17 protein-coding genes and 1 CRISPR repeat array are annotated in these 25,914 nt (G+C 63.9%); of the genes, 10 read left to right on the forward strand and 7 right to left on the reverse strand.

Annotated elements, in window-relative coordinates; genetic code table 11:
- Positions 1 to 29: 29 nt before the first annotated feature.
- From DMB37_RS15550 to DMB37_RS15585, 8 genes are all read left to right on the forward strand, one after another.
- The gene (locus tag DMB37_RS15550) at positions 30 to 1,046 is read left to right on the forward strand and encodes a replication-relaxation family protein (protein ID WP_167768853.1); all 1,017 of its coding nucleotides are present in this window, start codon (positions 30 to 32) and stop codon (positions 1,044 to 1,046) included.
- Positions 1,043 to 2,017 carry a bifunctional lytic transglycosylase/C40 family peptidase gene (locus tag DMB37_RS15555; protein ID WP_135233338.1) on the forward strand — a complete coding sequence of 325 codons (975 nt, stop codon included), beginning with the start codon at positions 1,043 to 1,045 and terminating at the stop codon, positions 2,015 to 2,017. Before DMB37_RS15550 ends, DMB37_RS15555 begins: the two co-directional genes overlap by 4 nt.
- Positions 2,018 to 2,470: 453 nt before the next feature.
- Positions 2,471 to 3,109, forward strand: a complete 639-nt coding sequence (locus DMB37_RS15560; RefSeq protein ID WP_135233339.1) for a hypothetical protein — start codon at positions 2,471 to 2,473, stop codon at positions 3,107 to 3,109.
- A 433-nt stretch (positions 3,110 to 3,542) separates the two neighbouring features.
- Positions 3,543 to 4,241, forward strand: coding sequence for a hypothetical protein (locus DMB37_RS15565; RefSeq protein ID WP_135233340.1), 699 nt, complete (start codon positions 3,543 to 3,545; stop codon positions 4,239 to 4,241).
- A complete protein-coding gene (locus DMB37_RS15570) occupies positions 4,238 to 5,002 on the forward strand; it encodes a hypothetical protein (RefSeq protein WP_135233341.1) in 765 nt (254 codons plus the stop codon). Before DMB37_RS15565 ends, DMB37_RS15570 begins: the two co-directional genes overlap by 4 nt.
- A complete protein-coding gene (locus tag DMB37_RS15575; RefSeq protein WP_135233342.1) occupies positions 4,999 to 5,496 on the forward strand; it encodes a hypothetical protein in 498 nt (165 codons plus the stop codon). Before DMB37_RS15570 ends, DMB37_RS15575 begins: the two co-directional genes overlap by 4 nt.
- A gap of 207 nt (positions 5,497 to 5,703) precedes the next feature.
- Entirely contained in the window at positions 5,704 to 6,309 is a 606-nt protein-coding gene (locus tag DMB37_RS15580; protein WP_135233343.1) for a hypothetical protein, read from the forward strand.
- Between the two features lie 352 nt (positions 6,310 to 6,661).
- Complete coding sequence (locus tag DMB37_RS15585; protein WP_206055257.1) at positions 6,662 to 7,624, forward strand: IS110 family transposase; 963 nt, start codon at positions 6,662 to 6,664, stop codon at positions 7,622 to 7,624.
- 325 nt (positions 7,625 to 7,949) lie between these two features.
- Here DMB37_RS15585 and DMB37_RS15590 read toward each other — a convergent pair whose 3' ends face one another.
- The gene (locus DMB37_RS15590) at positions 7,950 to 10,523 is read right to left on the reverse strand and encodes a DEAD/DEAH box helicase (protein ID WP_167768854.1); all 2,574 of its coding nucleotides are present in this window, start codon (positions 10,521 to 10,523) and stop codon (positions 7,950 to 7,952) included.
- Positions 10,524 to 10,938: 415 nt separating this feature from the next.
- Entirely contained in the window at positions 10,939 to 11,334 is a 396-nt protein-coding gene (locus DMB37_RS15595) for a hypothetical protein (RefSeq protein ID WP_135233345.1), read from the reverse strand.
- 64 nt (positions 11,335 to 11,398) lie between these two features.
- Between DMB37_RS15595 and DMB37_RS15600 the strand changes: the two genes are divergently transcribed.
- A complete protein-coding gene (locus tag DMB37_RS15600) occupies positions 11,399 to 15,262 on the forward strand; it encodes a tetratricopeptide repeat protein (RefSeq protein ID WP_135233346.1) in 3,864 nt (1,287 codons plus the stop codon).
- Positions 15,263 to 15,840: 578 nt separating this feature from the next.
- Positions 15,841 to 17,088, forward strand: coding sequence for a cutinase family protein (locus DMB37_RS15605; protein ID WP_167768855.1), 1,248 nt, complete (start codon positions 15,841 to 15,843; stop codon positions 17,086 to 17,088).
- Positions 17,089 to 17,857: 769 nt separating this feature from the next.
- Here DMB37_RS15605 and DMB37_RS15610 read toward each other — a convergent pair.
- The 5 genes from DMB37_RS15610 to DMB37_RS15630 all read right to left on the reverse strand — a co-directional run bounded on the left by DMB37_RS15610 (position 17,858) and on the right by DMB37_RS15630 (position 25,911).
- On the reverse strand, positions 17,858 to 18,055 hold the full coding sequence (locus DMB37_RS15610) for a hypothetical protein (protein WP_135233348.1): 198 nt from the start codon (positions 18,053 to 18,055) through the stop codon (positions 17,858 to 17,860).
- A 53-nt stretch (positions 18,056 to 18,108) separates the two neighbouring features.
- Positions 18,109 to 19,791 carry a VWA domain-containing protein gene (locus DMB37_RS15615; RefSeq protein ID WP_135233349.1) on the reverse strand — a complete coding sequence of 561 codons (1,683 nt, stop codon included), beginning with the start codon at positions 19,789 to 19,791 and terminating at the stop codon, positions 18,109 to 18,111.
- Between the two features lie 44 nt (positions 19,792 to 19,835).
- Entirely contained in the window at positions 19,836 to 20,993 is a 1,158-nt protein-coding gene (locus DMB37_RS15620) for an AAA family ATPase (protein WP_135233350.1), read from the reverse strand.
- A gap of 888 nt (positions 20,994 to 21,881) precedes the next feature.
- A CRISPR array of direct repeats spans positions 21,882 to 22,825; the repeat unit is 28 nt; unit sequence GGATCATCCCCGCGTACGCGGGGAGCAC.
- Between the two features lie 485 nt (positions 22,826 to 23,310).
- The gene (locus DMB37_RS15625; RefSeq protein ID WP_135233351.1) at positions 23,311 to 25,107 is read right to left on the reverse strand and encodes a winged helix-turn-helix domain-containing protein; all 1,797 of its coding nucleotides are present in this window, start codon (positions 25,105 to 25,107) and stop codon (positions 23,311 to 23,313) included.
- 66 nt (positions 25,108 to 25,173) lie between these two features.
- Positions 25,174 to 25,911: a hypothetical protein gene (locus DMB37_RS15630; RefSeq protein ID WP_135233352.1), complete on the reverse strand. Its 738-nt coding sequence runs from the start codon at positions 25,909 to 25,911 to the stop codon at positions 25,174 to 25,176.
- Between the last annotated feature and the right edge of the window lie 3 nt (positions 25,912 to 25,914).

Consider the following 25,914-nt stretch of genomic DNA (forward strand, 5'->3'; position numbering starts at 1 on the left):
CCTGCCATCGAATTCGGAGGTCTGCCTCGATGATCGTCAAACCGACTCGATCCACCGATATGCGCCCATGCACCCGCCGCCCCGGCGGGTGTGGACTGGCAGGGCTAGCCGGACAGCTGACCCAGCGTGACCGATGGTTGCTGCGGATGCTGCATGAGCACAAGGTCCTCACCACAGCCCAGATCACGAATCTCGGCTTCGACTCGGCACCGGTGGCGCGGCGTCGCATGCTCAAGCTGCACCGCCGTTTCGGGGTCGTCGACAAATTCCGGCCCCAGCGCACCGTAGGAAGCTTCCCCGACCACTACGTCCTCAGCCCCGCCGGAGTCGAAGTTCTGGCCGCCGAAGTCGGTCGTGGCGCAAAGGAATTGGGCTACCGCCGCGACCGCACCGCCCGCATCGCACTGAGCCTGCGACTGGCCCACACCATCGGGGTCAACGAATGGTTCACCTCCCTCACCGCCCCAGCCATCCGACAACGCCGCGACGACAGCCGACTGTTGGCATGGTGGTCGGAGACACGGTGCGCGCAGCTGTGGGGCGATCTCGTGCGGCCCGATGGCTACGGCCGCTGGACCCGCGCCGGTGCCCGGGTCGACTTCCTGCTCGAGTTCGACCTCGCCACCATGGCACTGGGCGACGTCGCCGGCAAGCTCGCCGGCTACGCCGAACTCGCCCGCCAAACCCGCATCGTCACCCCGGTGTTGTTGTGGGTGCCCACCCATCGCCGCGAGATCGACGCCCGCCACGCCCTGACCCGAATGTGGAACAGTCTCGACGACCCTGCCTCGGTGCCGGTCGCCACCGCCGCCGCCGATCTGCTCGACCCCGCCAGCGCTCATCTCAGCCCGGCCGAGCGCGTCTGGCTGCCCCTCGACCACACCGGCCACGGACGGCTCGAACTCCACCAGCTCGCCGAGGTCTGGCCCCGAGTGACTGAATCCTCGGCCATCACCGCCCAGGCGAGCACCGCCGCGGCCCCGGGTACACGCGCCGTTCTCGACGCCCCGTCACCGACGCCACCGCGAGTTGGTGATCGACGATGATCGCGAAAGCCCTTGGCTTCGGCGGTGTCTCGGTGGCATTCGCCTCAGTCGTGATAAGCGCGGTCACCGCCACCGTCGTCGCCTTCAGCCACACAGAGACCATCGCACCTCAGACCGGTGGCGGCAAAATCCCAAGCACAGAGCCGATCTCGGACATCCCGGCAGACCGACTCGTGCTCTATCAGCGTGCCGCCACAGTGTGCCCCGGGCTGGACTGGACAGTGCTGGCTGCGATCGGGAAGGTCGAATCCGACCACGGCCGCTCCCCGCTGCCCGGAGTGGCAGCGGGGGAGAACTTCGCCGGTGCCGGTGGCTCGATGCAGTTCCTGGCACCCACCTTCGACGCAGTCGTCGCGCGGCATCCGATGCCGCCCGGCGGTGCGAGCCCGCCCTCGCGCTATGACGCCTCCGACGCCATCCACGCCGCCGCCTTCTACCTATGTGACTCCGGCGCACCCACCGACTTGTACGCCGCGATCTTCGCCTACAACCACGCCGACTGGTATGTCACCCAGGTCCTCGAGCAAGCCGCGCGCTACCAGCATCACCAGCCCGCCGCTGGTGGAGACTGCTACGACATCCAGGCATCGAACCCCTACGCCTACAACGCCATTGCCTTCGCGTGCGCGCAACTGGGGCAGCCGTACGTGTGGGGCGGTGACGGGCCAGCCGAGGGCGGATGGGACTGCTCGGGGCTGACCAAAGCCGCCTACGCCACCGCCGGAATCGGGTTACCACGCACCGCGGCCGAACAGTTCTACGCCGGAATGCCGGTCCTCGAGGACCACCTCCAGCCCGGAGATCTCGTCTACTACGGCACTGCCACCGACATCCACCACGTCGGAATAGTCCTCGGAGCCGGGCTCATGATCAACGCCCCCACATTCAACCAGCCCGTACAAATAGAGCCTTACCGCTACCTGGGAGACGACTACTTCGGCGCCACTCGCCCCACCAACCTCCCCGCGTGAAATCGGGCCCTCTCAATTCTTCGCCGCGAAAGGCCAGAGGTCGATGCGTAACAAGACAACCGTCAGCGCGTTACACGACTGCTCATACACCCCGCCCGGCAGCAACAAAATGGTCTTCCGGTTGGACGAGGTAGAGATACCCCTCGCCCCGGCGGCGAAATGTAAACACACCGACACGCTCTGCCCGCACTGTGTCTCCGAATGGCAACGCGAACACCTCTTCACCGAGACACTGCCGTGGAATCGACCGCCGGCGAACCAAATCTGAAACGTGTCGACGCTGCACAAGGGGCATTTTTAAACAAGATAGGTGTCTTGTTTTGACGACCGCTTGACATTTCATTGCAAATCGAGCGTCCATATAGGTGTGCCCACACAGCCGGTAGCGCAACCAGGGGCTAATCGTCCCGGCCGGGACATGACAAACCCATCAACCAACACCTTGGAGTAGTCATGTCCGCCACCACAATCCCTACGATCACCGGAAGTGATTCGGAAAACGCTTTGCGGGCGGCACTGGAAGCCAACCCTGAAACCACCGCCGCCGAACTGGCTGACATCGCTGGCATCGGCGCATCCACCGCCCGCCGAATCCTGGCCCGATGGTCCACCACCGGCACCGTCAAACGCCTACACCGCACCAACGCACGCGGATCCGACCGATGGACCATCTTCCTAGAACCCGAAACCACTGCCTCCGCTACCGAATCCAGCGACGACACAGCCGAAGATTGCGGCACCGCTGGCCCGAACACGGAAATCCCCGAACCGGACCATGACGCGACCACGGAACCCGGCCCGGAAACCCCGTCACAGCCAGCAACAGACCCGACCACCGATACCGAATCGGGCGACGGCGACGGCAGTGCCAGCGCCGACAAGCCCGAGAAACTGGCACCCGGCGCGCTGCGCGGACAAGTCGAAGATCACCTACGCGACAACCCGGACGGAGAATTCACCCCCCACCAAATCGGAAAGGCGCTGGAGCGCTCAAGTGGCGCCGTGCACAACGCCTTGGTGAAACTCACCGAAACCGGCATCGCAACGCAGACCTCGACCGCGCCGAAGAAATTTCGCCTCGCCACGACCTGACGCGGACCGCCCAGTTGTGGCATCGGATGCGGCAGATATTTCGATACCACACGCACGCGACAGGAAAACACACGGACTAAACCTAATACCCTTGGACAGAGAGAGGTTGTTGCGATGCCCAGCTATGCGCACTTGATCTACGGCCCCGGACCCGACAGTGTTGGGACGGTAGCGATAGCACTACGCGAACAAGGATATCTTGTAGATGCACCCCTCCACATCGGTGCGACATGTGAACTATCGGGTTGTGCGAGACGCACACACCACCATTGGCTGCTGATCGCCTACGGCTCATACAAAGACGCATTCGCACGCGGTGGCCGCGACAACATCACCAGCGCCTGCGCTGCGAACAACGCCATTTATAGCGGCGGCGGATTCTTCGTCACCCCCCTGCCGTCGCGGGTGTCGAATGCGATTCGGAGGCGAGGTCATGAATGAGATACTGACCGCCCGACTGAATGAGTCCTACACGCACATGGAGACCGGTGTCCTCATCCAACGGATCAGGCTCGTTCAATTCGTGGTGGTCCCGACCGGGGAATGCCTGCACCTGGGCGGCACCATCTGCATAGAATGCGCGACCGGCTGGCAGTGCGACTACATCTTCGACGACCCGTTCCCCTTCGCGCGAATCGATCGCCGCCCCACCATTTCTGACCTGATCACCACCGGGAAACTCGAAGCGGGCGACCCTCTGATACTCCTGGACACGTCGGGTGTGTCGGCGGTCGCTACCCACGACGGGCTGATGCTGGCCGACGGCCGGGTCTACGCAAACCCTGGGGCCGCCGCCAACGCCCTCCAGGACGAGGTCGAAGAACCGCCCCACGACGAACAACCCGAAACCGAAACCTGCCCGATGCCGGATCTGGGGGACGTCCAACAGCTCAACATCCCCGCCACGTCACTCGCCGCCGACCACGTGATCGTCATCGCGATCACCGCCTATGACCGCCGACACGCCGCCGCTCGCGCCATCACCTGGATCCAAGACCACACACCGGCAGTACAGGATTGGCACGCACTGCCCCTCGACCGCATCGGCCCCCGCCGCTGGACCGTAGCCCTGATTGCCCCGGAGGACACTGCCCTCGGTGCGAGCGCCCGGACGGCAGGAGACCACGGATGACGAAGAACGATAACCCCGACAACAGGATCACCGACAACACCTCCTCACCCGGGACTGCTGACACTGACCGACCCGCAATCACAAAGCAGGACAAGGGCAAAGGCGGCAAAGTCCTCATCGCGCACCTCGATGAGTCCTACACCGACTCCAGCACCGGACAACGATTCCAGCACGTGCGTGAAGTCAGGTTCCGGGTCCGCATCCCGAGCTGTTGCGACCACCGCGAAGGCTCGATCTGCTTGTGCTGCGCCCGCATTTGGCAGCTCGACTACGACTTCGGCAAGGGCCGGTTCCGGTTCCCGCGCGTTCCACGCGCACGCATCGCCGATCTGGTCAATCGTGGGATTCTGCGACCGGGCGTGAAGATCGACAGCGGGACTGGTCCCACCGCGATCGTAACCGACGACGGCGGGCTGCGGCTGCCCGACGGCCGCATTTACTACAACCAGGCCGCCGCAAAGATCGCGGCCATGAGCCCACTCCCGGCTCTGCGACCCAGTAGCGGCGGCGAACTGCCCGACGTACCACCGGACTGCTGGCACGCCGAACGGATTCCCCACTACCCCGAAACCGATCCGATCCTCGTGGTCGCTATCGACGCCGCCAGCGCCACAGAAGCCGAACAACGAGCATTGGCCTGGGCACGGCACCCCGGCAGCGGAATCACCGACCACCTCGGCGAAGACACGGTCACCGCGAAAACGAGTATCGGCTCCGACCGTTGGGCGGTTGTCCTGGAATTCAGAGGAGATCAGCGATGAGCACACGGAAAGAAACAGCTGGCAACAACACTCGCCCGCACGAATCCAGCACCGAGCCATTGGGAATACTCAGACCTGATGTCCAGCAACATGTTTCACCACCTGCCGCCTTGGCTGATGCGCTACATCATGTGTTCTGCTCCAGCGAGCACGCCTCCGACAGTATCGAGCTGTGGCTCGACATCGCTGCCGAAGCAAAACGGCTGGTCACCGCCCGCACTCCCGAAGAGCCCTGCGCCGTACCGATCTTCGCGATCTACGCGAACAAGCGCACGAACGCCGTACTCGACCCCCACACCAGCGCCGTCTACATCACCTCAGGCCAGCTGACGGGCATGCACTACCCCACACTGGCCGAGGCGGCACGAGCGGTCGTGATCTGCGCGACCGGCATCGACAGTGATTCTGCCGAAGAAGACCAGACGACCTGGCGGCTGCCCGCTAATGCGAGCCCTGGCGGCGACTCACCTGTTCGGCGGGTCCGCGCCCTGTAGTCCCGCGCCGATTCGCCAGAACTGCGCCCGGGTCGACTCCCACGGTCCGGGCACGTTCCAACTTCCTCGCGGACCACTGCGCTTGCGAGAGCGTGTTTCCTGATTGCGTTGGCTGGACGGTGGAGTCGGGCTGGTCGCGCCATAATGTTTCGTAAGACTGTCATGCGTGCAGGCCGTCAGGTCCTCACCGTAGTTTTGCCTTTCGCGGTGATGACCACACTCGCCAACGCGGGTACGGCGTCGGCGACGGATTACACCGCGCAGCAGACACGCTGGGCCGATAGCCTGTCGGCGACGGGTAACGAGCAAAGCGTCGAATTCAAGACCACCACGGCTTCTGACCTGAAGTCCATCTCCACCGAGCTGAACAGTGGCAAGTTCACCTTGACCCCGGACTCGGCGGTGGTGAACGTGGAATCCACCATTGGTGCGAAGGTCACCGAGTTCCCGATGTCGATGAAGACGGTTGCGGGCAACACGATTTCGCTGGCTCCGCAGATTTCCCCGGACGGGAAGACTCTGGTCGTCACCCCGTTGATCACCCCGAAGGTCGACGCTGAGCTGAAGAACGTCACCGCCACCGGCGATCTGAAGCCCATCGCGACCAACCCGGACGCGCAGAATCACGACCCGGTTGCCAACGGCCTCGCGGCCGGTGCGCTCACCGGCCTCGGCATCGCCGCAATCCTGTGCATTCCCCGCCGTGCTTGCCTTCATCATCGGCTACTTCACCTGCATCATCGCCAGCGGGATCAGCTACGTCGTATTCGCTACCGTTCCAGATACCTCGAACGGATCACCAACAATGCGTGACTCTGTCCGTCATGTGTGACGGCTGCTGTCCACCAATCGCGACGGCCACCGTGATTCAGCTGGAAAACGTTATCCACGAACGCCGACGGCACTGCTCGGTGGGCTCCGGCGAATGCACACTCAGCGGCTACTTAGCATTGGCGGCAGGGCCCGTTCCCGGCCAGGATCGGGTCCAGGTGCCCGGCGGGAGGCTCTCCAGCGGCTGCCCACCTGAGTTTGGTGTGGCTCTTTAATGGCTTGCGTCCCACCGGGTGCCGTGCGGGCGTGGCTGAAAAGGGGCGTGCCCTAGCTCGAAGTAGCGGTGCCTTCCCGCACGGACACCTACTCGTTCGCACGCGGAAGGAACACTCTCTTGCCGGTCATCATCGGAACCGACCCGCACAAACGCTCGGCCACCATCGAGGTCATCGACCACGACGCGAAGATCCTGGCCACCGGACGCTACAACACCGACACCGACGGCTATACCGAAATGCTCACTGCCATAGAACGTTTCCCGGATCGGGTGTGGGCCATCGAGGGCTGCAACGGCATCGGCCGACATCTGGCGCACCGCCTGGTGCACGACGGCGAAACCGTGATCGACGTGCCGGCGAAGTTGTCGGCGCAGGTACGGGTCTTCGCCACCGGCAACGGCCGCAAGACCGACCCGGGCGATGCGCACTCGATCGCCCTGGCGGCACTGCGAGCACCGAACCTGCGCCGGGTGCAGGCCGATCCGGAGCTGGTGGCACTGGGCATGCTGGTCGATCGGCGAGACGAGCTCGGCCGTGCTCGCACCGAAACGGTCAATCGGCTCCATCGACTGCTGTTGGAACTGGTGCCCGGCGGCGCCAAACGCTGGCTGTCGGCAGGCCAGGCCCGAACCCTGGTCCAGACCTGCACGGTCGACGATTCCGCGGCACAAATCCGACGACGAATAGTGCTGGAGCTGATCACCGATCTCGAAGTCATCGACGCCCGGATCAAGGCCGCGAACAAGGAATTACGATACCTGGTCACCGCGACCGGTTCGACGCTGATGGAGCTGCCCGGCATCGGCCCGGCTGGCGCGGCCAGGCTACTCGCCGATGTCGGCGATATTCGCCGCTTCGCTACCCGAGACCGATTCGCATCCTGGAACGGCACTGCGCCCTTGGACGCATCGTCGGGAGATCAGAAACGGCATCGGCTCTCTCGGACCGGAAACCGCAAGATCAACCGGGTCTTGCACATCATGGCCGTCGTTCAACAGTGCGGTTACGGCGGCGGGCGTGACTATGTCAAGCAGAAGAACGCTGAGGGCAAGACCTCCAAGGAGCGCTTCGCTCCCTGAAACGACGCTTGTCCAACGTCATCTACAGCCGGATGCTCGCCGATGCACACCGCAACGAGAAGGCAAGTCCGGGAGGGCAATCGGGGGCGCATCCTGACTCCTGCGCGACCGGCTCGACCCCGCATGCCGATCCCTCGGACAAGCCACAACCCGGACCCGCCATCCACCAGCTTACCGAACTACCAACTGCTACTTGACACTAAAGGGGAGCCGTTATCGCTCACTCGCGCTGACTGAAGTCAGCATTGATGAGTGCGATTTAGAACTGCTCCCTACAGTCGAGCACCCCGCCTCGGGTAGCGAGCCCTAGGTCCACGAAATATGTCTAGTCACCGGGACGGATCCTGTTCTGGGTAAGGCGGTCGATCACCTGGCTCGGCAGACATCCGTTCTCCGTCATGACGGAACGAACGTGCTGTCGCTGGGCATGCTCCGAGGAAATCCCTGCAGCCGTCGACAGCAGATCCCCCCACACGGTCACTGCGTCGCCACTGATCTCTTCGATGACAGCGGTCGAGGTCAGATAGACGTTCGGGTTCGCTACCGGTGCGTGCTGCGGATCGACAGTCAGCCGATCCGACACGATGATCGCCGGGCTACCTGCCGGTGGATGGTCCATTCCCCGATCCGCCGCCAACTGGTCGAGCTGAGTGTTGGCCTGGCGGACATCCTTGAGCGGAAGGAGTCCGTCGTCGTGCTCCTCCGACTTGGCCTCGATCGTCATCCACAGAGCGGTGCCCCACACCCACGCGGAATCGCAGCGCCCCTGCCCCTTCGGTTTAGATGCCTCAGCTCCGAGGAACGAACCGAGGGTCGTAAGACCGACCTCATAGACCGTGGCGCTGTCCTGAGCGAGCGCTTCCGACATTCCGGTGAGCTCGGTGTTCACCTGCTTGGGACGGAGCTGACCGCGCAGGCGCGCAACGATCGCGTTGACAGCCACGACGTCTACAGCCACCAACGGCACCTCCTCGGTACCCGGCAGATCTCGCATCTCCTTGAGCCACGTGCAGCGATTAGCCGCTAGCGCCGCGTCCCGCACAAGCTGCCGGGCCCGGGCGCGCTGCGTCTCGTCCTGCGCGCCGAGGTAGAGCCACACCCCGGCGATGTAGAGCAGCAGGCCCCGATAGCCACGCGTCGCCTCCGGGCCGACGTGTGGCACCGCTTCCTGCAGCTTCTCACTGCCGCCGATCCAGTCCCCACCAAAGGCCAGCTGCCACGCTTCGACTTCCAGCGCAGCCGCATCGCCAAGGGCATCCGCCGCCGGGGACTCGACCTTCACGGCGTCCTGGCGAAACTCGGCCACCATCGGCTCACCCTGCTCGCGCCACTCCGTGTCATGCGCGATAAATGTCTCTACGTTCGCGATGACCTCGTCCGGGTCGGCGGCTTTGCTATTTTGCCAGCCGAACTCGACCTCAGCCTGGAGCTCAGGTTCGAGCGCCTTCAGGTTGTCGGGCCGGCTGAAGTACTTCGTAATGTCCGAGCCGAGCACGACAACCACGGCGTAATCATTCGGGCCGCGCGTGCACCGGCCCGCGCCCTGCACAATGCGCGTCCGCAGGCGCTCTGCCAGGGCTGCGTTGGACTCGGCCCTCTCGCTCAGGAAGCGTTCCTGTAAACCTACCGCATCCGGCTTCCCGCACAGGACCACGATCCGGCAAGAACCGCCCGGCAGATCCAAGCCGTCGTAACGATTTGCCAGACTTAGCACACCGCTCGGCGCCTTTGCGAAAACATCGAGACCCTGCTGCTCAAGAATCTCGCGGCCCAATACCGGGACGCCCTCGCCAGCGAGCGCCGCAGCAGCGGCCTCAGCCTTAGTCACCGTCTGCTGACTCAGCACCAAAGCCTTGTTGGTCAGACCGATGATCCGCTTGGTCACTCCGGCGGCGTCCCCACCCTTGACCAGATCCGGGAAGACGAACATGCGCCGGCCAGAACGTGGCGGCGTATTGGTCCGAAGCGGCATCCGGATGATCTCGCGCCGGCCGAAAGCCCGCTCCAACTCACCACCCGAGCCCAGCGTGGCCGACAGGTAGATCCGCTGCCGGGCACGGTTGAGCACGCGGTTCTCGAAGGTCGGCGGGATTATCGGGCGCACCTGGATACCGCCGTAAGACAGGTACACGCAGCAGGCCGCCAGACCCGAGCGGATCATGGCGAACTCATACTTATGCGGTTCCGGAAGATGAGCCAATGCAGCGTCAAGCTTCGTCAAGGCGGCCGCATCGACAGCTGGCAGGATCAGACGCACCTGATGATGAGCACCCGGATCCGGCGCCCCCTCAAGTCGCTGGATCTGCAACCCCGACAAGAACGGCTTCAGTGGCTCGAGGATCGTCGCATAGACCGCCGGGCTCTCATGTCGCCGAATGTTGACGCCGTACTCGTTACCGACGAATTGCTCGCCCGCGTGTGCATCATCGAAGACCAGCAACCGCGGCCCGGGAAGCTTCGGCCTGCTATTGAAGACGGCACTGTAAGTCGTAATGCCAATCACTTCGCCACCCTCGACGGCCGACTCGTCGACAGCGTCCCAGTTCCGAGCGGTGCCGATCAGCAGCGCGTTGGGAACGCCTTCGCGTTGCGCCGTCGCAGCCACCTGCCGCGCCAGCTGCTTAGTCGGTGTGGCGTAGATGACAGGGCCCTCCGCCTTACGGCGCACCCACTCGGCGATCAGCAGCCCTGGCAGCGTCTTGCCGGTGCCGGTTGGCAGTTCCAGTGCCAGGTCGGCCGTGTTCTGGTGATTCTCAGCATAGGCTCGGATGACGTCGCCTTGATGAAGCCACAGCGAGTCCACCGCTTCCGTCGTTCTCGGCAGCGTGCCGCTCAGATACAACTCCTCCGGTGAGGAGAATTGCGAAACCACCCGCTTCGTTTTGCCCTGAAAGGCCATGTCAGGTTTCCACCTTCCGCCGAGCATGATCGGCGCCCTTCGTCGAGTTGGCACTGCCGCTAGGCCCGCGCCACTCGTCTAACCTTACCGATCCCACATCACCTTGCCGATGGTTCTCGGTATGTTCGCTGGACATGCTCGCGGAAGGTAAGAAATCTATCCGGTAGTCGGCTACTAGGAGAGCGAGACGTTTGTACCCCACCCGCCATCGGGCTCTTCTGGTTACTGATACACAGCCTCGGTCAGCCCGAAAGCGCTGTCGCTATTCCGGTGCTTTGACTGGCGGATGTGCGATATTTGAAGGTGCCCTTTTCGCAACGCGCTAGATGCTTTTGGCCTCAACGAGTCGGCCCACGGCGTACCGCGCCGCTCGGCGGTTCGGCGCGCCCGTTGTGTGCGGCGTTGCTCAGCGCAGTCAGGATCTCGGCTGACTGTCGGGTTCGATGGCCGCCGAGCCGAGCGCTTCAGTCAGCGCGTCCATCGAGATGTTCTCCCCTTCGATGATGACCGTCTTGTCCGTTCCGTGTTGGGAGACAGAGACTGTCAGCGACCGATGCCGGTCTCTGCTGAGCCACAGTTGCAGAATCTTCACTAGCCCAGCGAGCGACCCGGCAGCACCGCCGAATCCGATGACCAGCTCCTGGAGGACACCCTTGCCCTCATGCTCGGCGACGCCTCGTTCCTCAAGATAGAGGCCGGGCACGGAGCGAAGATCGGCAAGGAGTTCCTCACGTGCTCCGAGTGCCGCGGGATGGTCGGGAGAGAGGCCATCCAGCTGTGCTGTGAGTTTGGCTTCCGCTTTGGGCACCATGGTCAGCCTTTCCGGCTAAGCTGCTTGCAGTTCGTGCAGTTCATCGTGGCTTCGATAGGGTCGCATGTATCGCGCTCTGCTGGTGTGTAATTCACGGTTCCCCAAGGACTCGACGAGCCTGGCTGAGTTACGAGGCCCGAAGGTCGACGGCACGGTGTTGAGCGAGGCGTTGACCGATCTCGCGTCGGGAATGTTCGAGCGCAGCGAGTTACGGCTTCTACTTGAGGCCGAGTCTGCGGAGATCATCGCCGAGATCGAGGAACATTTCGGCAAAGCGGAGCCGGATGATGTCCTGCTGTTCTACTACAGCGGCCACGGTTACAGCAGTTTCGGCGAGCTGTATCTGTGTGCTGTCAACACTCGAGTCAACAGCCCCTATGCGACTGCTGTGTCCGGAACGGTTCTGGCCAAGATCATTTCGAAATGTCGCGCCCAGGTAAAGATCATCATCCTGGACTGCTGCTATAGCGGTGGGTTCAAAGGTGCGAACGAACTCACCAAAGAGTTGTCGGGCACGGGACGATACGTCATCGCCGCGACGTCGGCAACGGATCGGGCCAAAGACGCCGATGCCAACTGCGATCCGAGCCCATTTACCAAAGTATTGGCCGACGGTCTGATCAGCTATGCAGTGGACCGCAACGGCGATCTGCAGGTCGACCTCGATGACCTTTGGGCATATCTGGCTAACGCTAAGTTCGACGGCCACAAGCCGCATCGCAATTATGACGGCGCAGGCAGTACCGCTATCGCTCGGCGGTCCCCCGACAGCAGCTCCATGGAGGCCACCGTAGGTCCCGACACCAGCACTGCGGAGCGGGCCCGAACTGATGTGCCGACCGCTGAGTTCGATGAGGGCACATCGTTTCTGGAACAGACGGTAAAAGGGGCAAAGCTCAGTCCGAGTCACATACACGAATTCCGTCAGGGGATGCGCGACGAGATGGCCGCCAAGTTACCTCCGGACCTGGCATCAGATGCGTTCCTTCGCCGTGCGGGGCTAATGCGAGACGGATACCCGACCCTGGCTGGCGTGCTGCTGTTCGGCGAGAACCCCACCGCATTGCTGGCCGACGCGATGGTTCGCTGCGTACGGTTTCACGGGACTCTCAAGGCCGATTCGATTACCAGCCACGAGCTGCATGGAACTGTCCCCGAGCTCATCGTCGGTGCACGGGATTTCGTAGCCCAATGGTCGCAGGTTGGTGAGATGCCCAGTGCGGCAAGCGCTTACAGCGAGCCGGTGTACCGGTTTCCGATGATCGCCGTGCGGGAGGTCATCGCCAACGCGGTCGTGCACCGCGACTACGCACGCCACGACGTCTGCGTGCAGGTTCACGTGTTCGACGATCGAATCGAAGTGATCAACCCGGGCACCTGGGGTGCCCGGCAATCGGTGTCCGAGGGCCAGGTACCACTGGCCACCTTCCAGCAGCATTCCCAATCGCGCAACTTCCGCCTTGCCCTTGTTCTCACCTGGGCAAAGCTGGTCGAATCCGTTGGAGCAGGGCTACCTCGCGCTGTCGGCGACTGCCACGCTGTCGGCTCACCAGACCCCATGGTGGCAGTCGAGCATGGTGTTGTTACGGTCACGATCTTTCCCGGCGACACAGGAAAACACCACCCGAGCAACCCGCCGGATTTGCCACGGCAGCCGGTGACCAGCAGTCTCCCTGCGGCCATCACGCCAGTCGGTCGTGAGGCCGAATTGCAGCAGATACTTCGGTCCGCAGAATCCGGACCGGGGGCGTCGGTGGTCACAATCGTCGGGATGGCAGGGGTCGGTAAGACCACCGTGGCCCTGCGTGCGGCAGCTCGGCTAGCAAACAGATATCCCGATGGCCAGTTCTTCGTCGATCTGTCTGCTCATGTTCCAGGTCGGGACCACGAGCAACCGAGCGATGTTCTGGCCAAGTTGCTGGTAGATGTGGGTACCGATCCGCGCCATATCCCCGACGAACCAGACAATCGTCGCGCCATGTGGCGAAACTGGACCAAGGACAAACGGATCCTGCTGGTGCTCGACGATGCCGCGGATAAGGCGCAGGTCGAGTCTGTGTTGCCCGCGGGGCGGACGTGCCTGACGCTGGTCACCAGCCGACGCCGCATCGACGGTCTGTCCGACTCACGACCACTGTCACTGAACGTGCTGGCCGCCAAGTCGGCTGCGGAACTCTTGAGCACTGTCGCAGGCCGTGTACCCACAGACGACGCGGAACGGCGAGCGATGTCCTTAATCGCTCGCTTATGTGGATACCTGCCATTGGCGATCATGCTGATGGGCTCTCGCCTGGCACATCACCCGAACTGGACGATCACGGACCTCGACAAGTTGGTCAGGGAGATCCAGTCGGCCACGGACCGACTGGCCGAACTCGACAACTACGAACAGACAGTGCGCGCCGCGTTCGACCTGTCTTATCAGGACTTACCACCCTCGGATCAGCTGCTGTTCCGCCGCCTGGCCTTGCACCCAGGGCCGCACCTGGATGCCTACGTGGCCGCGGCACTGGCCGGAGTAGATATTGACCGTGCAGCGCGGACATTGCGTGCTCTCGCCGACCACCATCTCCTCGGTGAGACTATGCGTGGCCGTTACCGGCTACATGATTTGCTGCGTGACTACGCCCGCACCCTTGTATCGACCGACAACGAGGTCCAGAACGAGATCGCAGTAAATCGCCTGCTGGACTACTACCTGCGCACCGCGGCCAACGCCGACCGATGGCTGCGCCCCATCCGTCATAACACCGTCAACGACACCGAGCGGGCAGCCAAGCCGACCGAACCTATTGCTGTACAAACGTTTACATGCCAACAGGAGGCATTGGCATGGCTTCGTGCCGAGCGGCCCAACCTTCTGGCGTGTTTGGAATACACCATCGGCCGGAATCCCGTGTGGGCGATGGCGTTGACCAGAGCCATATCGGGACTACTGGTCCGGGACGGGCCCTGGCGGGAGGCACGGCGCCTGCACCAACAAGCCGCCGCCACAGCCCAAAGCCTTAAAGACCGCACCGGAGAAGCCAACGCACTCGCCGACCTCGGCCTCGTGTGCTCGCTCACCGGCGAATACTCCGCCGCCGCAGAACGGTTCAGACAGGCCCTTTCCCTCTACCGAGAGACCGCCGACCGGGTCGGAGAAGCCACTGTCCTCAGCAACCTTGGCAACGTGTGCCGCGAGACCGGCGACTATCTCCAGGCTGCAGACCGGTTCGGACAAGCACTTTCCCTCTACCGAGAGACCGGCAACCTGCCCGGAGAAGCGAAGGTCATCGGCAACCTTGGAGTACTGCGCCGCGAAACCGGCGACTACGACGCCGCCGCAGAACTGTTCGAGCAAACGCTTTCTCTCTCCCGCAGGCTCGGCGACCAGCTCACAGAGGCCGCTATCCTCGGCAACCTTGGAACACTGCACTCCGCCCGAGGTGACTTTGCCGCAGCCGCCGATCTGCTCCAACAAGCTCTTTCTCTGTTTCGTGAGCTCGGCAGCAGCCTCGGTGAGGCCAATGCCCTCGGCAACCTTGGAGTACTGCGCCGCGAAACCGGCGACTACGACGCCGCCGCAGAACTGTTCGAGCAAGCCCTTACGCTGTCTCGCGAGCTCGGCAGCAGCCTCGGTGAGGCCAATGCCCTCGGCAACCTTGGAGTACTGCGCCGCGAAACCGGCGACTTCGCCGCGGCCACTGAGATGCTCGAACGAGCCCGCTCGCTGTACCGCGAGCTCGGCTACCGATTTGGAGAGGCCAATGCCCTCCATCAACTTGGAATCGTGTGCCGCGAGACCGGCGACTACAGCGAGGCCGCCGACATGCTTGAAGAAGCCCGTTCCTTCTACCACGAGATCGACAACCAAAGCGGAGAAGCCAGAGCCCTTGAAGCCCTCAGCGACCTACGCCGTCACGCAGGGGAAAACGAGCAGGGCTAGCCCGGGATGGCTCTGCCTCTCCTCTGCTAAGGGGCCTGCGGAGGACTGGACCTAGGAATCGCATCATCATCGGCATTACCCCGCGCGTTCGAGGAGCCGGTAAGGGCGCGCGGAGTCTGGTCCCCGCCGTCGTCATTCGTAAACATCATCTTCGAAGTGGTGTAAGTGGTGACACGTCAACAGGATTCGCGAACAACTGACATCACAGTTCGCGGACAGAACCACAACGCGCGCTGTCATATCAACTGTGCGTTTGGGCCGTTCTGTCTCGTCCTCTCCCGAGAGGTACGCAGAAAGGGTTGTGTCCGGTTGTTGAAAAGCTGCCAGGAGCGCGGTGTCAACGGGTGCAGGGACAACCAACCCCGCATTCGGACTCGGATTCCTGGAGGCATCGAATGGTCGGCAGCCGCAACCCATCACGCCGCGACGACAAGCGCACCCGCCGTCGAGGGACCGCCACACTGACCGCGTGCACACTTGCGTGCACGGCAGGCGCCTGTCTCGGCGTGGCTGCTGGCCCCATCCAAGCCGCTCCTGCGGCGGTGGGGGCGGCGTGCCCGCGTTGGACGGCGGTGCTGGTGCCTGGTACGGGGGAAACAGCACCCAACGCCGATCCGACCCGCCCGGCGGGTCTCCTGGCCCCAATCAGGGACGGGCTTACCGCGCGCTTCGGCACCGACATCTCCGTGCGTTATCTGCCCTACAGCGCCGCGCCGCTGGGCTATGCCGCGTCGAAGACCACTGGCGTGGAGGGGCTTCGAGCCGAGCTGACGGGGTTGTGTGAGTCCACTCAAATTGTTCTGGCCGGCTACAGCCAAGGCGCCGACGCGGTCGGTGAGGTTGCCTCGCAGCTCGGCCGCGGCCTCGGACCCATCTCCCCCGAGCGTGTCCTCGCGGTCGGGCTACTCTCGGATCCGCACCGCGACCCCAACACCGCCCAGCTCGGTGACGCGGCGCCCGGCGAGGGCATCGGCGGGCCCCGGGAGGGCTTCGGTCAACTCACCTCTCGAGTAAAGACCGTGTGCGCGCACGGTGACCTGTACTGCGCGACCTCCGAGCAGAGCTCCCCAGTGATCGCGGCGATCGGCCGAGCATTCACCGGCAACCCCGCCCTTACCAGTCAAACCACCACCGGCAATGCCTCGGCAGGGACCTCAGGGCTGGAACCGGGCTCGGTGGTCCGCCAGGTCGCGATCGTGGCGGGCGGGTTGACCGGAGTCGCGGCCAACATTCCCGCCATCCTCGACGGACTCGCCCAGCTCCCCGCAGCCCTGACTGCCGCGGATCTGCCCCGAGCACACCAGATCGTCGGCGAGCTCAACAACGCCTTCAATCCGCTGGTGCGCATGGCCGCTCAAGTCGATCTGCACTTGGTCGCGCAAGCACTGTCGTTGGCCGCGCCGTTTGACTCCTCGGGCACCACCGCCGCAGCCGCGCAGGTCGTCGACATCCTCGCCCAAGTCGACGTCGCCCGCCTTGCCACCGATATCGGTAAGGGGCAGGAAATCGCCTGGCGTGCAGCGGAAAAGGCCACAACTGGAGACTGGCTCGGCGCGGGACTCGGCCTGGTCGAGCTCGTCCCGATCGCCGCGGACCTCGCCGGCCTTGCGGCACAAGCCCTCACCGGAGAACAAGGAGGCCAGCTCGCGAGCCTGGCCTCGAATTTCAGCGGTGACCCCACTGCCGGAACCGCGCTGTCCGAACTCGCCCGTCAAGGGGGCGACGCCGCCACCTTCTACCGTTCCGGTGTCCACCAAAGGGGGTACACAGACGGCGTACGCCACGTTCTGGACTACCTGACCGACAGCATCGACAACACCCGATAACCCCATCCAACAATAGCTACGATTGGGCCATCGACCTCAAAACTGCGGTGGCCCAGGCCCATTCCAGCCGAAGCTCGCCTTGCCGCTACCCGGCCGGTCCGTCCGTCCGGGCAGACCGTTTGTCGTCACAGTCGTCGCAGATCCCGCTCAACCGGTCCAGCACGAGGTTCTGCGTCGAGACCCTCACACGTTTGAACCGTCGGCAATGCTCGCAGTATCCGATGACTCGCATATCTGTATCCCGATCCTTGGCCTGGGTGAAGAACTAACTACCTCTTCCTTCCGGGCGTCCTGTGCCGGTTAGCCTCCAACGGGCGCAATGCAACCCGCCCCTCGGACGAACCGCACCCTGGACCACCGAACTCGACTCGGTGGTCCAGGGTGTACCTCGTACGGGCTGGTGCGGTGTCTATCCGGTTGCCCATTACCCACATCGAGGGCATGGCGGATCCTCTAGCCGGGTAGCCGATCCGTGCCCCGAACTCGAGCCGTCAGGCGGTCATCGTGGCCGGGTTATCGTGCGCGGTGGTGTCAGAACGGCTCGGCTATTCATCGTCGGCTGCTGACCGTGGACGGGCTGGACCTTCGGGGGTTATCGGGTATTCGCGAATGTTTTGCCGGGCTGTTGTTGCGGCGCGGAACCTGCGACCGGGATGCTGTCTGTGCTGTTTCAATCGCAGAGGGCGGCCGGGAAGTGCCGACAGAACCTGTTGCGGCAGCGCCGATTTGATCACGCAGGGTACGGCCGCGCGGGTGCGGTCGTAGTGCACTACGTAGTCCCATTCCCAACTGCGGCGCAGTCGCGGCAGATCGTGACGCCGTGATTGCAGGTGCGGGGCTGCATGAGCAACAGCTTTCCGGTTTCGTACCCGTCGGTGCGCAGTTGCACCGACACGTAGGTGTTGCCGCTCAGTTTGGCCCCGAGTTTGACCGCACCCTCAGCGTCGTGTGTCTTAGTGTCTTTCATTGCGGATCTCCTGACTGTTGGCGGAAAACTACCCCTTTGGAGCAGTTGGAATTTCAGGCGTTTCGTACGGCTTTTGTTGCGGCGCGGCCGATTTCGGCAGCGGTGCTGGCAGGGTCGGTGATGATGTGCACGGTCGCGCCTGGCATCGGATCGGCACTCTTACCGGGTGCCAGCCATAGCAGCGCGCAGCCGCTGGCGCGTAGGCGATCGAGGCGCTTCTGACCTTGCGCGCGCGGCCTATCGTCGAAATGCCCGTCGGAGATGATCACCAACAGTCGGGCGTTTTCCGGTTTGGACAGCCCGAGCGCGCCGTCGAGGGCGTCGATAGCCTCATCGATGGCTTCCCAGTTGTCATCGCTTGTGAACTCGGCTACCTGGGTCGGGGTGATTCCGGGTCGGGTCACTGGTTTAACCTTTTCGCCGAATGTGACTGTGGCGGTGTCAGTTCCGGTGGTTAGTGCGGCAATGCGGGTGGCGTAGGCGATGATCCACGCGGCCGAGGCGACCGGGGCGGCGTATCGGGTCATCGATCCGGAGATGTCACAGGCGATGCCGACCCGCAGCGGCGGCACGGGTACCGGTTTGCGGACCGCGCGGGTGAATGGTTCGGCAGTCGGGACAGCGCCCGCCGCGCGTTGAGCATCACGAGCCAGCACGCCCCGCATCCGCAACCGTCCGGGTGGTAGCGCGGCGGTGGTTTTCGTGACAGCGCGCTCGCGGGCGTTGGCGGCGCTCAGGGCGCGGGCCAGGACGCGGGCCGCACTGCGTTCGGTGGCCTCGGGGGCGCGGGTTGACCGTGTGGTGGTGACGCGGCCGGTGCGGGTGCCAAACACTTTCGCCGCAATCTCCGAAGCTTCGCGTTCGGCTTCGGCTTCGGCGCGTGCGGCGGCTTCGGCGAGTTCGGCCGGGTCGCGCTCGATCACGTGGGCGGCAACCGCGCGGGCTACTCGTGCCATGGATTCGGCGACCGCGCCCGATAGTGCTGAGCCGGGCTCAGGTTCGGCGTGCGGGTCTGGGCCGACGATGTCGAGCCACTGCCGGGCCAGCTCAAGCATGGTGGCGGTGTCGTCATCGGCGGTGGTGTGCGCGTGCCGCCAGATCGCACGCAACCGTTCGAGTTTGTCTGTCCCGAGGATCGACTCGATGGCGGTGGCGGCAGGCGCGGCTTCGGCCGGGTCGAGGATGCCCGCATCCACCCTGCCCAGCACCAGCGCCGCGTTGTAAGCGGCGGCATAGTCGTTCATGGCGGCGGTCGAGCCGTCGCTGCCACCGAGAACGAACTCGGTGGCGCTGGCACGCAACCAGTGCCGGTCGTCGGGGCGGCGGCGGATGTGCGCGCCCTCGATGCGGGACTCTTCCAGCAGCATTGCGATCTCGACCACGGCCGGATCGGCGACCCTCGGGGGTTCCCACACCGAATGCCGGGCGTGGGCACATTCGTGGGTTAGCGCGCCCCATGTGGGCGCGTAGCGGGTGCGGTCGCTGTTGCGGTGGGGCTTGGCGGTGGCGGGGTGGATACCCAAGTGGTTGCCGTCGAGTTCGATCGCGGCGTGGCCAGGGAAGAACACCGCCGGGTGCCCGTGCGCCGCGCCGGGGGCGATGGTGACGATCAAATCGTCGCGCCCGGCGATGGGTTCGACTTCAGCGGTCAGTGCGGCCGACAGGGCGGCCCAGCCTTTCCCGGCCGGTGCCGTGGCAGGCGCGGTGGCAGGGTCGGCGATCACGTGGCTGGTCATTGTGGTGTGTTCCTTCCCGATCGGCGGGGGGTTGGGTTGGTGGGTTAGATGCGGGTTCCTAGGGCCAGCGGTTGGTACTCGGTGCCGAATACCGATTTCACGACGGTGGCAACGATGGCGCGGTCGTCCTCGGGGGCGGTTCCGACCAGATTCGCCGCAGCGGTCGCGGTGTCAATGGTGTCGGCGATCTTCTTGAATGCCAGCAATTCCCGTAGTTGTGGCCCCCACCCGATCTCACCCGTGCGTTGGCGGGTGGCGAGGTTGCGGGCGACCGTGACTGCTCTCGGGTCGACACCGAGTTGTTTGGCGAGGTCAAAATCGCTGGACACCTGAACCTGGAACCCGAACCGTGACGAGAGCGCGTCCGACAGGATCGCGCCGTGCACGCCCGGGTTGTGTCCGGCGACGACGAAGAACCCAGGCTCGGCGGTGACCACTTCGCCGCTGTTGGCTTTGATCACGATCTCTTTGCGGCCGTCCATGGCCGGGTAGACCACTGCCAGCACGCTCGGCGGTATCAGCGTGGCGTCGTCGACGAACAGCACCCGGCCTTCGCGCATCGCACGAACCAACGGACCGTGCACGAATTCGTATCGGCCATCGGGGGTTTGGATGTACTCGCCCACGAAATCGGCGACGGTGGTGTCGGCATCGCCTTGCACGGTCAACAGATCCGGGTACGCGGCTTCGATCAATGAGGTCTTTCCCGTTCCGGGTGGCCCGTACAACAACACCGGCATGTCATTGGCCCGCATCCGCGCCAAGACCTCGACATCGGCCATCCCGGCCAGCGCGCGTGGGTGGTAGAGCTGCCCGCTGGGCCGTGACACCGGACCGGTCGCCGGAGCCGCTGCGGTGGCAGCGATCGGCGGGACGGTGGGGGCGATGCGGCGGGCGCGGCGGGTCACCGGCGCGGCCGGTGCCGCTGGTGCGGGAGCGGATGCCGCGACTGTGGCGGTGTCGGCATTGGCGCGGTAGCGGCGCGGGTTGACCGATGTTTGTTCGGCGTGGCCCCGGTCGGCGAGTCTGGTCAACGCGTTACCGATCGCGCCGGAAGAATGGCCGATCGTTTTCGCGATATCACGCGGGGTGTAGTCGGTCCCGGGGTTGTCGGCCAATACCCGCGCGACCATCCGACGCAACTCGCCGTTACCCAATCGAACACCTGCAACGGGTGCCGTTGATGGTTCCGGTGATGTCATCTCGATCTCCTTTTCTTAACTGGTTACGCCGCACCGTTCGCACCGGATCGTTGCATACGGATGGCATTATTGGAATTCAGGGTTGATGGGTTCCGGATTTCCTGGGGACACATCAACACTAACTCGATGCGCTACTCGAATGCTAGCGAATTTGCAAACTAATTCCACAAACTGCGACGAATTTTGGTGCATTTCGATAGCGAATGGCAAGCTTTGGAATTAATTCGACCATACATTCATCCGCGCCAATGCACACACCCGGGCTTGACAATAACGATGGATTTGATTGATTTCATTAGACAGCCGATATCAGAGAAAAGCTATTGAACATTAATTGACGCCGAACGCCCAAGTTCAACCCCGCCGCATCGGCCTCTCCCCCTATGCACCTTTGCCCCGCTGGGGCTTGACCCCGGGTACACATCGGACCACGCGATATACGCTTCTAGCTGGCGATACAGTGAAGCCGGGGCGGTGGACTCATGGTTGCGTCATCAAGTGCGCCAACGGTTCAGCCAACGACCGAGCCACCGATCTGACGCTTGATTTCCGGCAGCAAGCAAAGGGCAAATGCGACAGACAGCAACTCTGAACTCCCCGGTGTGTTAAACAAATAATCGCCACGCCAGCAAGCCGAGAATCCCTGTTAAGAACTATAGGATCACAATAACGCAAATTCTATTTTCGCAGTGGCTATTTGCAGCCGATCCAGCAACACCGCAAGTTCTTGAGTAGCCGGAGACCCTTGAGGTCGGGAGTGATACGTGAATGCATCTTTCCCACAGGCATACTGCGGCTACACGACTCGCCTTTTTATACTCGATGCACTTGAGGCAATGCAAATTGGGTTACGCACTCCGCGAGTAGCGCCTCTGAACAGATGCAACGTGCCGCTTTTCCGCGTATGCGGGAGCACTCTACCGATGTCCGACGTGCTGGGCCTACCCAAGAATCATCCCCGCGCGTAGGCGGGGAGCACACTGCCACATGGGCGCTGTGGGGACTGGAACGGGATCATCCCCGCGTACGCGGGGAGCACTTACGATCCGACATTCCCAGTGCCTCGAGTGCCGGATCATCCCGCGCGTACGCGGGAGCACAGGACGGTTTCGGCGGTGTTGCGCTTCTCGCCAGGATCATCCCCGCGTACGCGGGGAGCACCGGTACGAGATTTTTCACCGGCAATGCCGAATCGGATCATCCCCGCGTACGCGGGGAGCACACGACAACACAGCGCGGGACCTCGGCGGCGAGGGGATCATCCCCGCGTACGCGGGGAGCACCCGCGGTTACGTGGGTTTAGACCCTCGAATGGCGGATCATCCCCGCGTACGCGGGGAGCACAACGCCGCTGCCTCCTTCACCGGCGCCGGAAGCGGATCATCCCCGCGTACGCGGGGAGCACTGGGTGGACAGCTGTTGCTGCCACGCTGAAAGCGGATCATCCCCGCGTACGCGGGGAGCACCTCGGCGGTGTGGGTGATGGTCAGCTCGGTCACGGATCATCCCCGCGTACGCGGGGAGCACACCCGATCAATCTTCGTCATTGCCGTGTCCCCCGGATCATCCCCGCGTACGCGGGGAGCACTCCCCAGAACTCGTATCCGAAACCTTCGATCAGGGATCATCCCCGCGTACGCGGGGAGCACACGCCAGTTATCGCGGTTGTCCAGGGCGCACCCGGATCATCCCCGCGTACGCGGGGAGCACCCAGTAGGACCAGCCCGAATCGCCGTACTGTTCGGATCATCCCCGCGTACGCGGGTAGCACACGTACTCGGCCCGGATCTGCTCGGCCGGATTCGGATCATCCCCGCGTACGCGGGTAGCACACTTCCTGACCTGGCTGTTTAGCTCGCGTTCTCCAACTTCTCCATCGGTTTGTTTTGCACCCAAGTTCTATTACACGTAAACACTCGAAGCTGGTGAAGCCGCACTGGACATCAACCGTATCGGCTCGCTTTACGGACAGACCAACACGCAGGTCGCACTCGCACTCGGTGCTCGGTCCGCTCCTCGGGGAGGTCGTATTGATCGCATCGGTGGCCGGGCCGGGCACCGCGCACCCCAGAACGCCTCCACGAGTCGATCCCGAGTCACACCACCGGGATACACAGCGACCAGCACGACCAGCTCGCCACTACGAGGCTGCAAGCTTGCTGACGATGTCTATTCCCTCGCCTGTGCCAAGCACCACACGCTACGTGATGCAAAGGTCCAGGAATATTCATGCTCAGCCGTGCGACCGATGCACTGCATTCGAGCGGACTCGAGTGCAGCCGCGCTGCCCTATCAGCAGGCGTACGGGTCAAGCGTTTTATGGAGCTTGTTGGCGAAGCCGTTGGGCCAGCTCGCATGTCTGACTAGTCGGTGTCTGCCCCAACTCGGCCAACCGCCGTCGCAACACCAGCACGGTGCGCTCGATGGCGTCGTATTCGCCGAGCTTGGCGTGCAGGCGCATGATGTCGCAGTAGATGGGCTCGTTGTACGGGTCCGCGGCGATAGCGGTTTCGAGGAGGTCGAGAGTGCGACGTGGATCGTCTTCGACGAGGCTGCGGGCCAACGCACCCAGGGCGTTGAGGTGATCGCGGCGAACCGCCTCGCGCAGCGGCTCGATCCAGTCGGTGCAAAGGTCTTGCGCGACAGGTCTGCCCGCGGATTCGATGATGCGGCGGTAGGCGTCCAGGCGGGCTTGGTCGCTGTTCGCCTGGCGGCGTGCGTCGACTGCTTCGGCGAGCTTCCAGTAGTCCACCGCAACGCTGGCGGGGTTCAGCTGATAGTGCCGCCGGGCGTCGGTAATGATGTTGGCCGGTACTGCGCCGTTGGTTGCTGCGGCCAGAGCGGCACGCAGACGGGTTAGGGCTGTATTGATGGCATTGGTCGGCCGGGCCGGGGAGCGCGCACCCCACAGCGCCTCAACGAGGCGATCGCGGGATATGCCGCTGGGATGTAAGGCCAGCAAAGCCACCAGTTCACGACTACGGGGCTGCAGCTTGCAGGTGATGTCGAACCCGCATCCAGTCCCGGAGCCCTCGTACCAGGTGACGCGGAGTGGCCCGAGAACATTCACGCTCAGCGAGGGAACCGGCTCACGGTGTTCGTTCGACACCTTTGACGTCCCCGCCTCGACCCCAGCGTTAACGGGCGCCCGGTGGGCAGAAGGGTCCGGACTCGATGTAGAGATCTCCAGCGCAGCATCGTTTCCGCCCGGTTCTACGCCGTTCGCGAAGCCTGTAGGTGGGGGTGTCGGCTCTGCATGGATGGCGAGGTCTCGGCTCGATAGCCGTCCCGGGTGGCGATACACCGAAGGCCCGATATCGCTGCGAGGTAAGAGATCTCGCCACCGGGGCCGTGATCTACCTCGACCACATCGCTCGCCCACGACACGCGTGAGTGACCATTCATCGTTGACAAGTTGGGTTCGCAGCGCGGTCGCGATCTCCTCGGCCGCCGACGCGAGCGCTCCACGGTGACGACTACCTCGGTCACCGTGAAGCATGACGCTCACGCCGCGAGCATCTATCGGCAGTCTTCCCATCACCGGCACACCGAGCCCGCTTGCGGACTCGCAACCCCGATCAGAGCCCACGAGCACGACGGCGCGAGCCCGGGTATTCCAGCCGGCAATCTCGCGGATACGACGAGCCGCAAGGCCAGCGTCGATCATCTGAGGACGAACGAGCACGATCAGGGCATCGGCGCCTGCTACAAGCGGCAGCGCCGCCGAGTCCGGGTGCGCAATACCGCAATCCGCGATCACGACCGGACCGCCGTCATCGGCGCGGTGCGTCGGACTCCCCGACAGCGCTGGGGCAACGAGCATTGCACGAACCTGCTCGGCGCTGGCGGGGGCGGTGAGCACCGGCACCCCCGTCGGGAGCAGCTGGGTGTGCTCGACGAGTTGCGCCAGCCCGCAGCGATCAGTACCCACCGCCGCGGCCAGACGTACCAACCCGAGACCAGTCCCGGAAAGTACATGCTCAGCTAGGTGACCGCCGCGCGGATCGGCCTCGATCAGCACCGCTTGTTCGGGTCCAGGCCACGCAGCCGACAACGCGACAGCAGCGGTCGTCACCCCTGTCCGGTGACCAATCCCTGTGATGGCAATCAACATGATCGTGCCCCTCGCTCGTAGTAATCCGTCTTCGGTTTCTCCGTTTGTTCGGCTGGGCTGGGCTGGTCAGGCGATCGCCCCGATTGAGGTGATCACGACGTGTCCATCAACTTCAGCGGTCGAAATCCGTTGCTTCCATGTAGTTTCCGGCTCTCCCGGCCGCACCTCGGTCAGTTCCACCAGGTGCTGACCCCAGACCAGAGCCCGGATCCGCACGCAATAGGTCGTGCCCACCGGGACGGAATCGATGCCCGCCTGGAGCTGCTCCCGCGGTGGCACCGCCGCGTCCGAAGCCACCCCGGCCCGCGCCTCGCTCGCATCACGAGCGACGTAGTAGGCATGCTCGAACGCCACGATCGCCTGATGACTGCCATCGGCCCACGGCCCGGCACCACTGGCCACCACTGCCTCACCCGCACCCGACTGACACCGCTCTGGTGCGGTTCCACTGACGAACGCGGTAGCCGCGTTCGTCTCCGACCGGTCAGGCATCGTTGTGGGGACATGCACCGGCGGACTCTCGCCTGCCTCCTTTGAAACCCTTTCCCCGCCATTGACGGCGAGGAAGGTTCCCAACATGAGCGACGAGGCGGCGGTTGCCAGTGCGAGAGCTCGCCGAGACCAGCGGTTAACGCCTCGACCGCGGTGACAGGTGGTCGGAGTAAGCCATCCCGGGCCATCCTCACCTTGGTCGCGACTCGCCGCCAGGTCGGCCAGCCACTGCGCGAATCCATACACCCTGCCGTCTGGCTCGCTGATCGTGACCATCTCGCGTTGTGACTCGGCAATCTTGTTGGTGCGCATACG

Origin of the sequence: Nocardia sp. CS682 (genome assembly GCF_004634405.1) — a bacterium.
GTDB classification, from domain to species: domain Bacteria; phylum Actinomycetota; class Actinomycetes; order Mycobacteriales; family Mycobacteriaceae; genus Nocardia; species Nocardia ninae.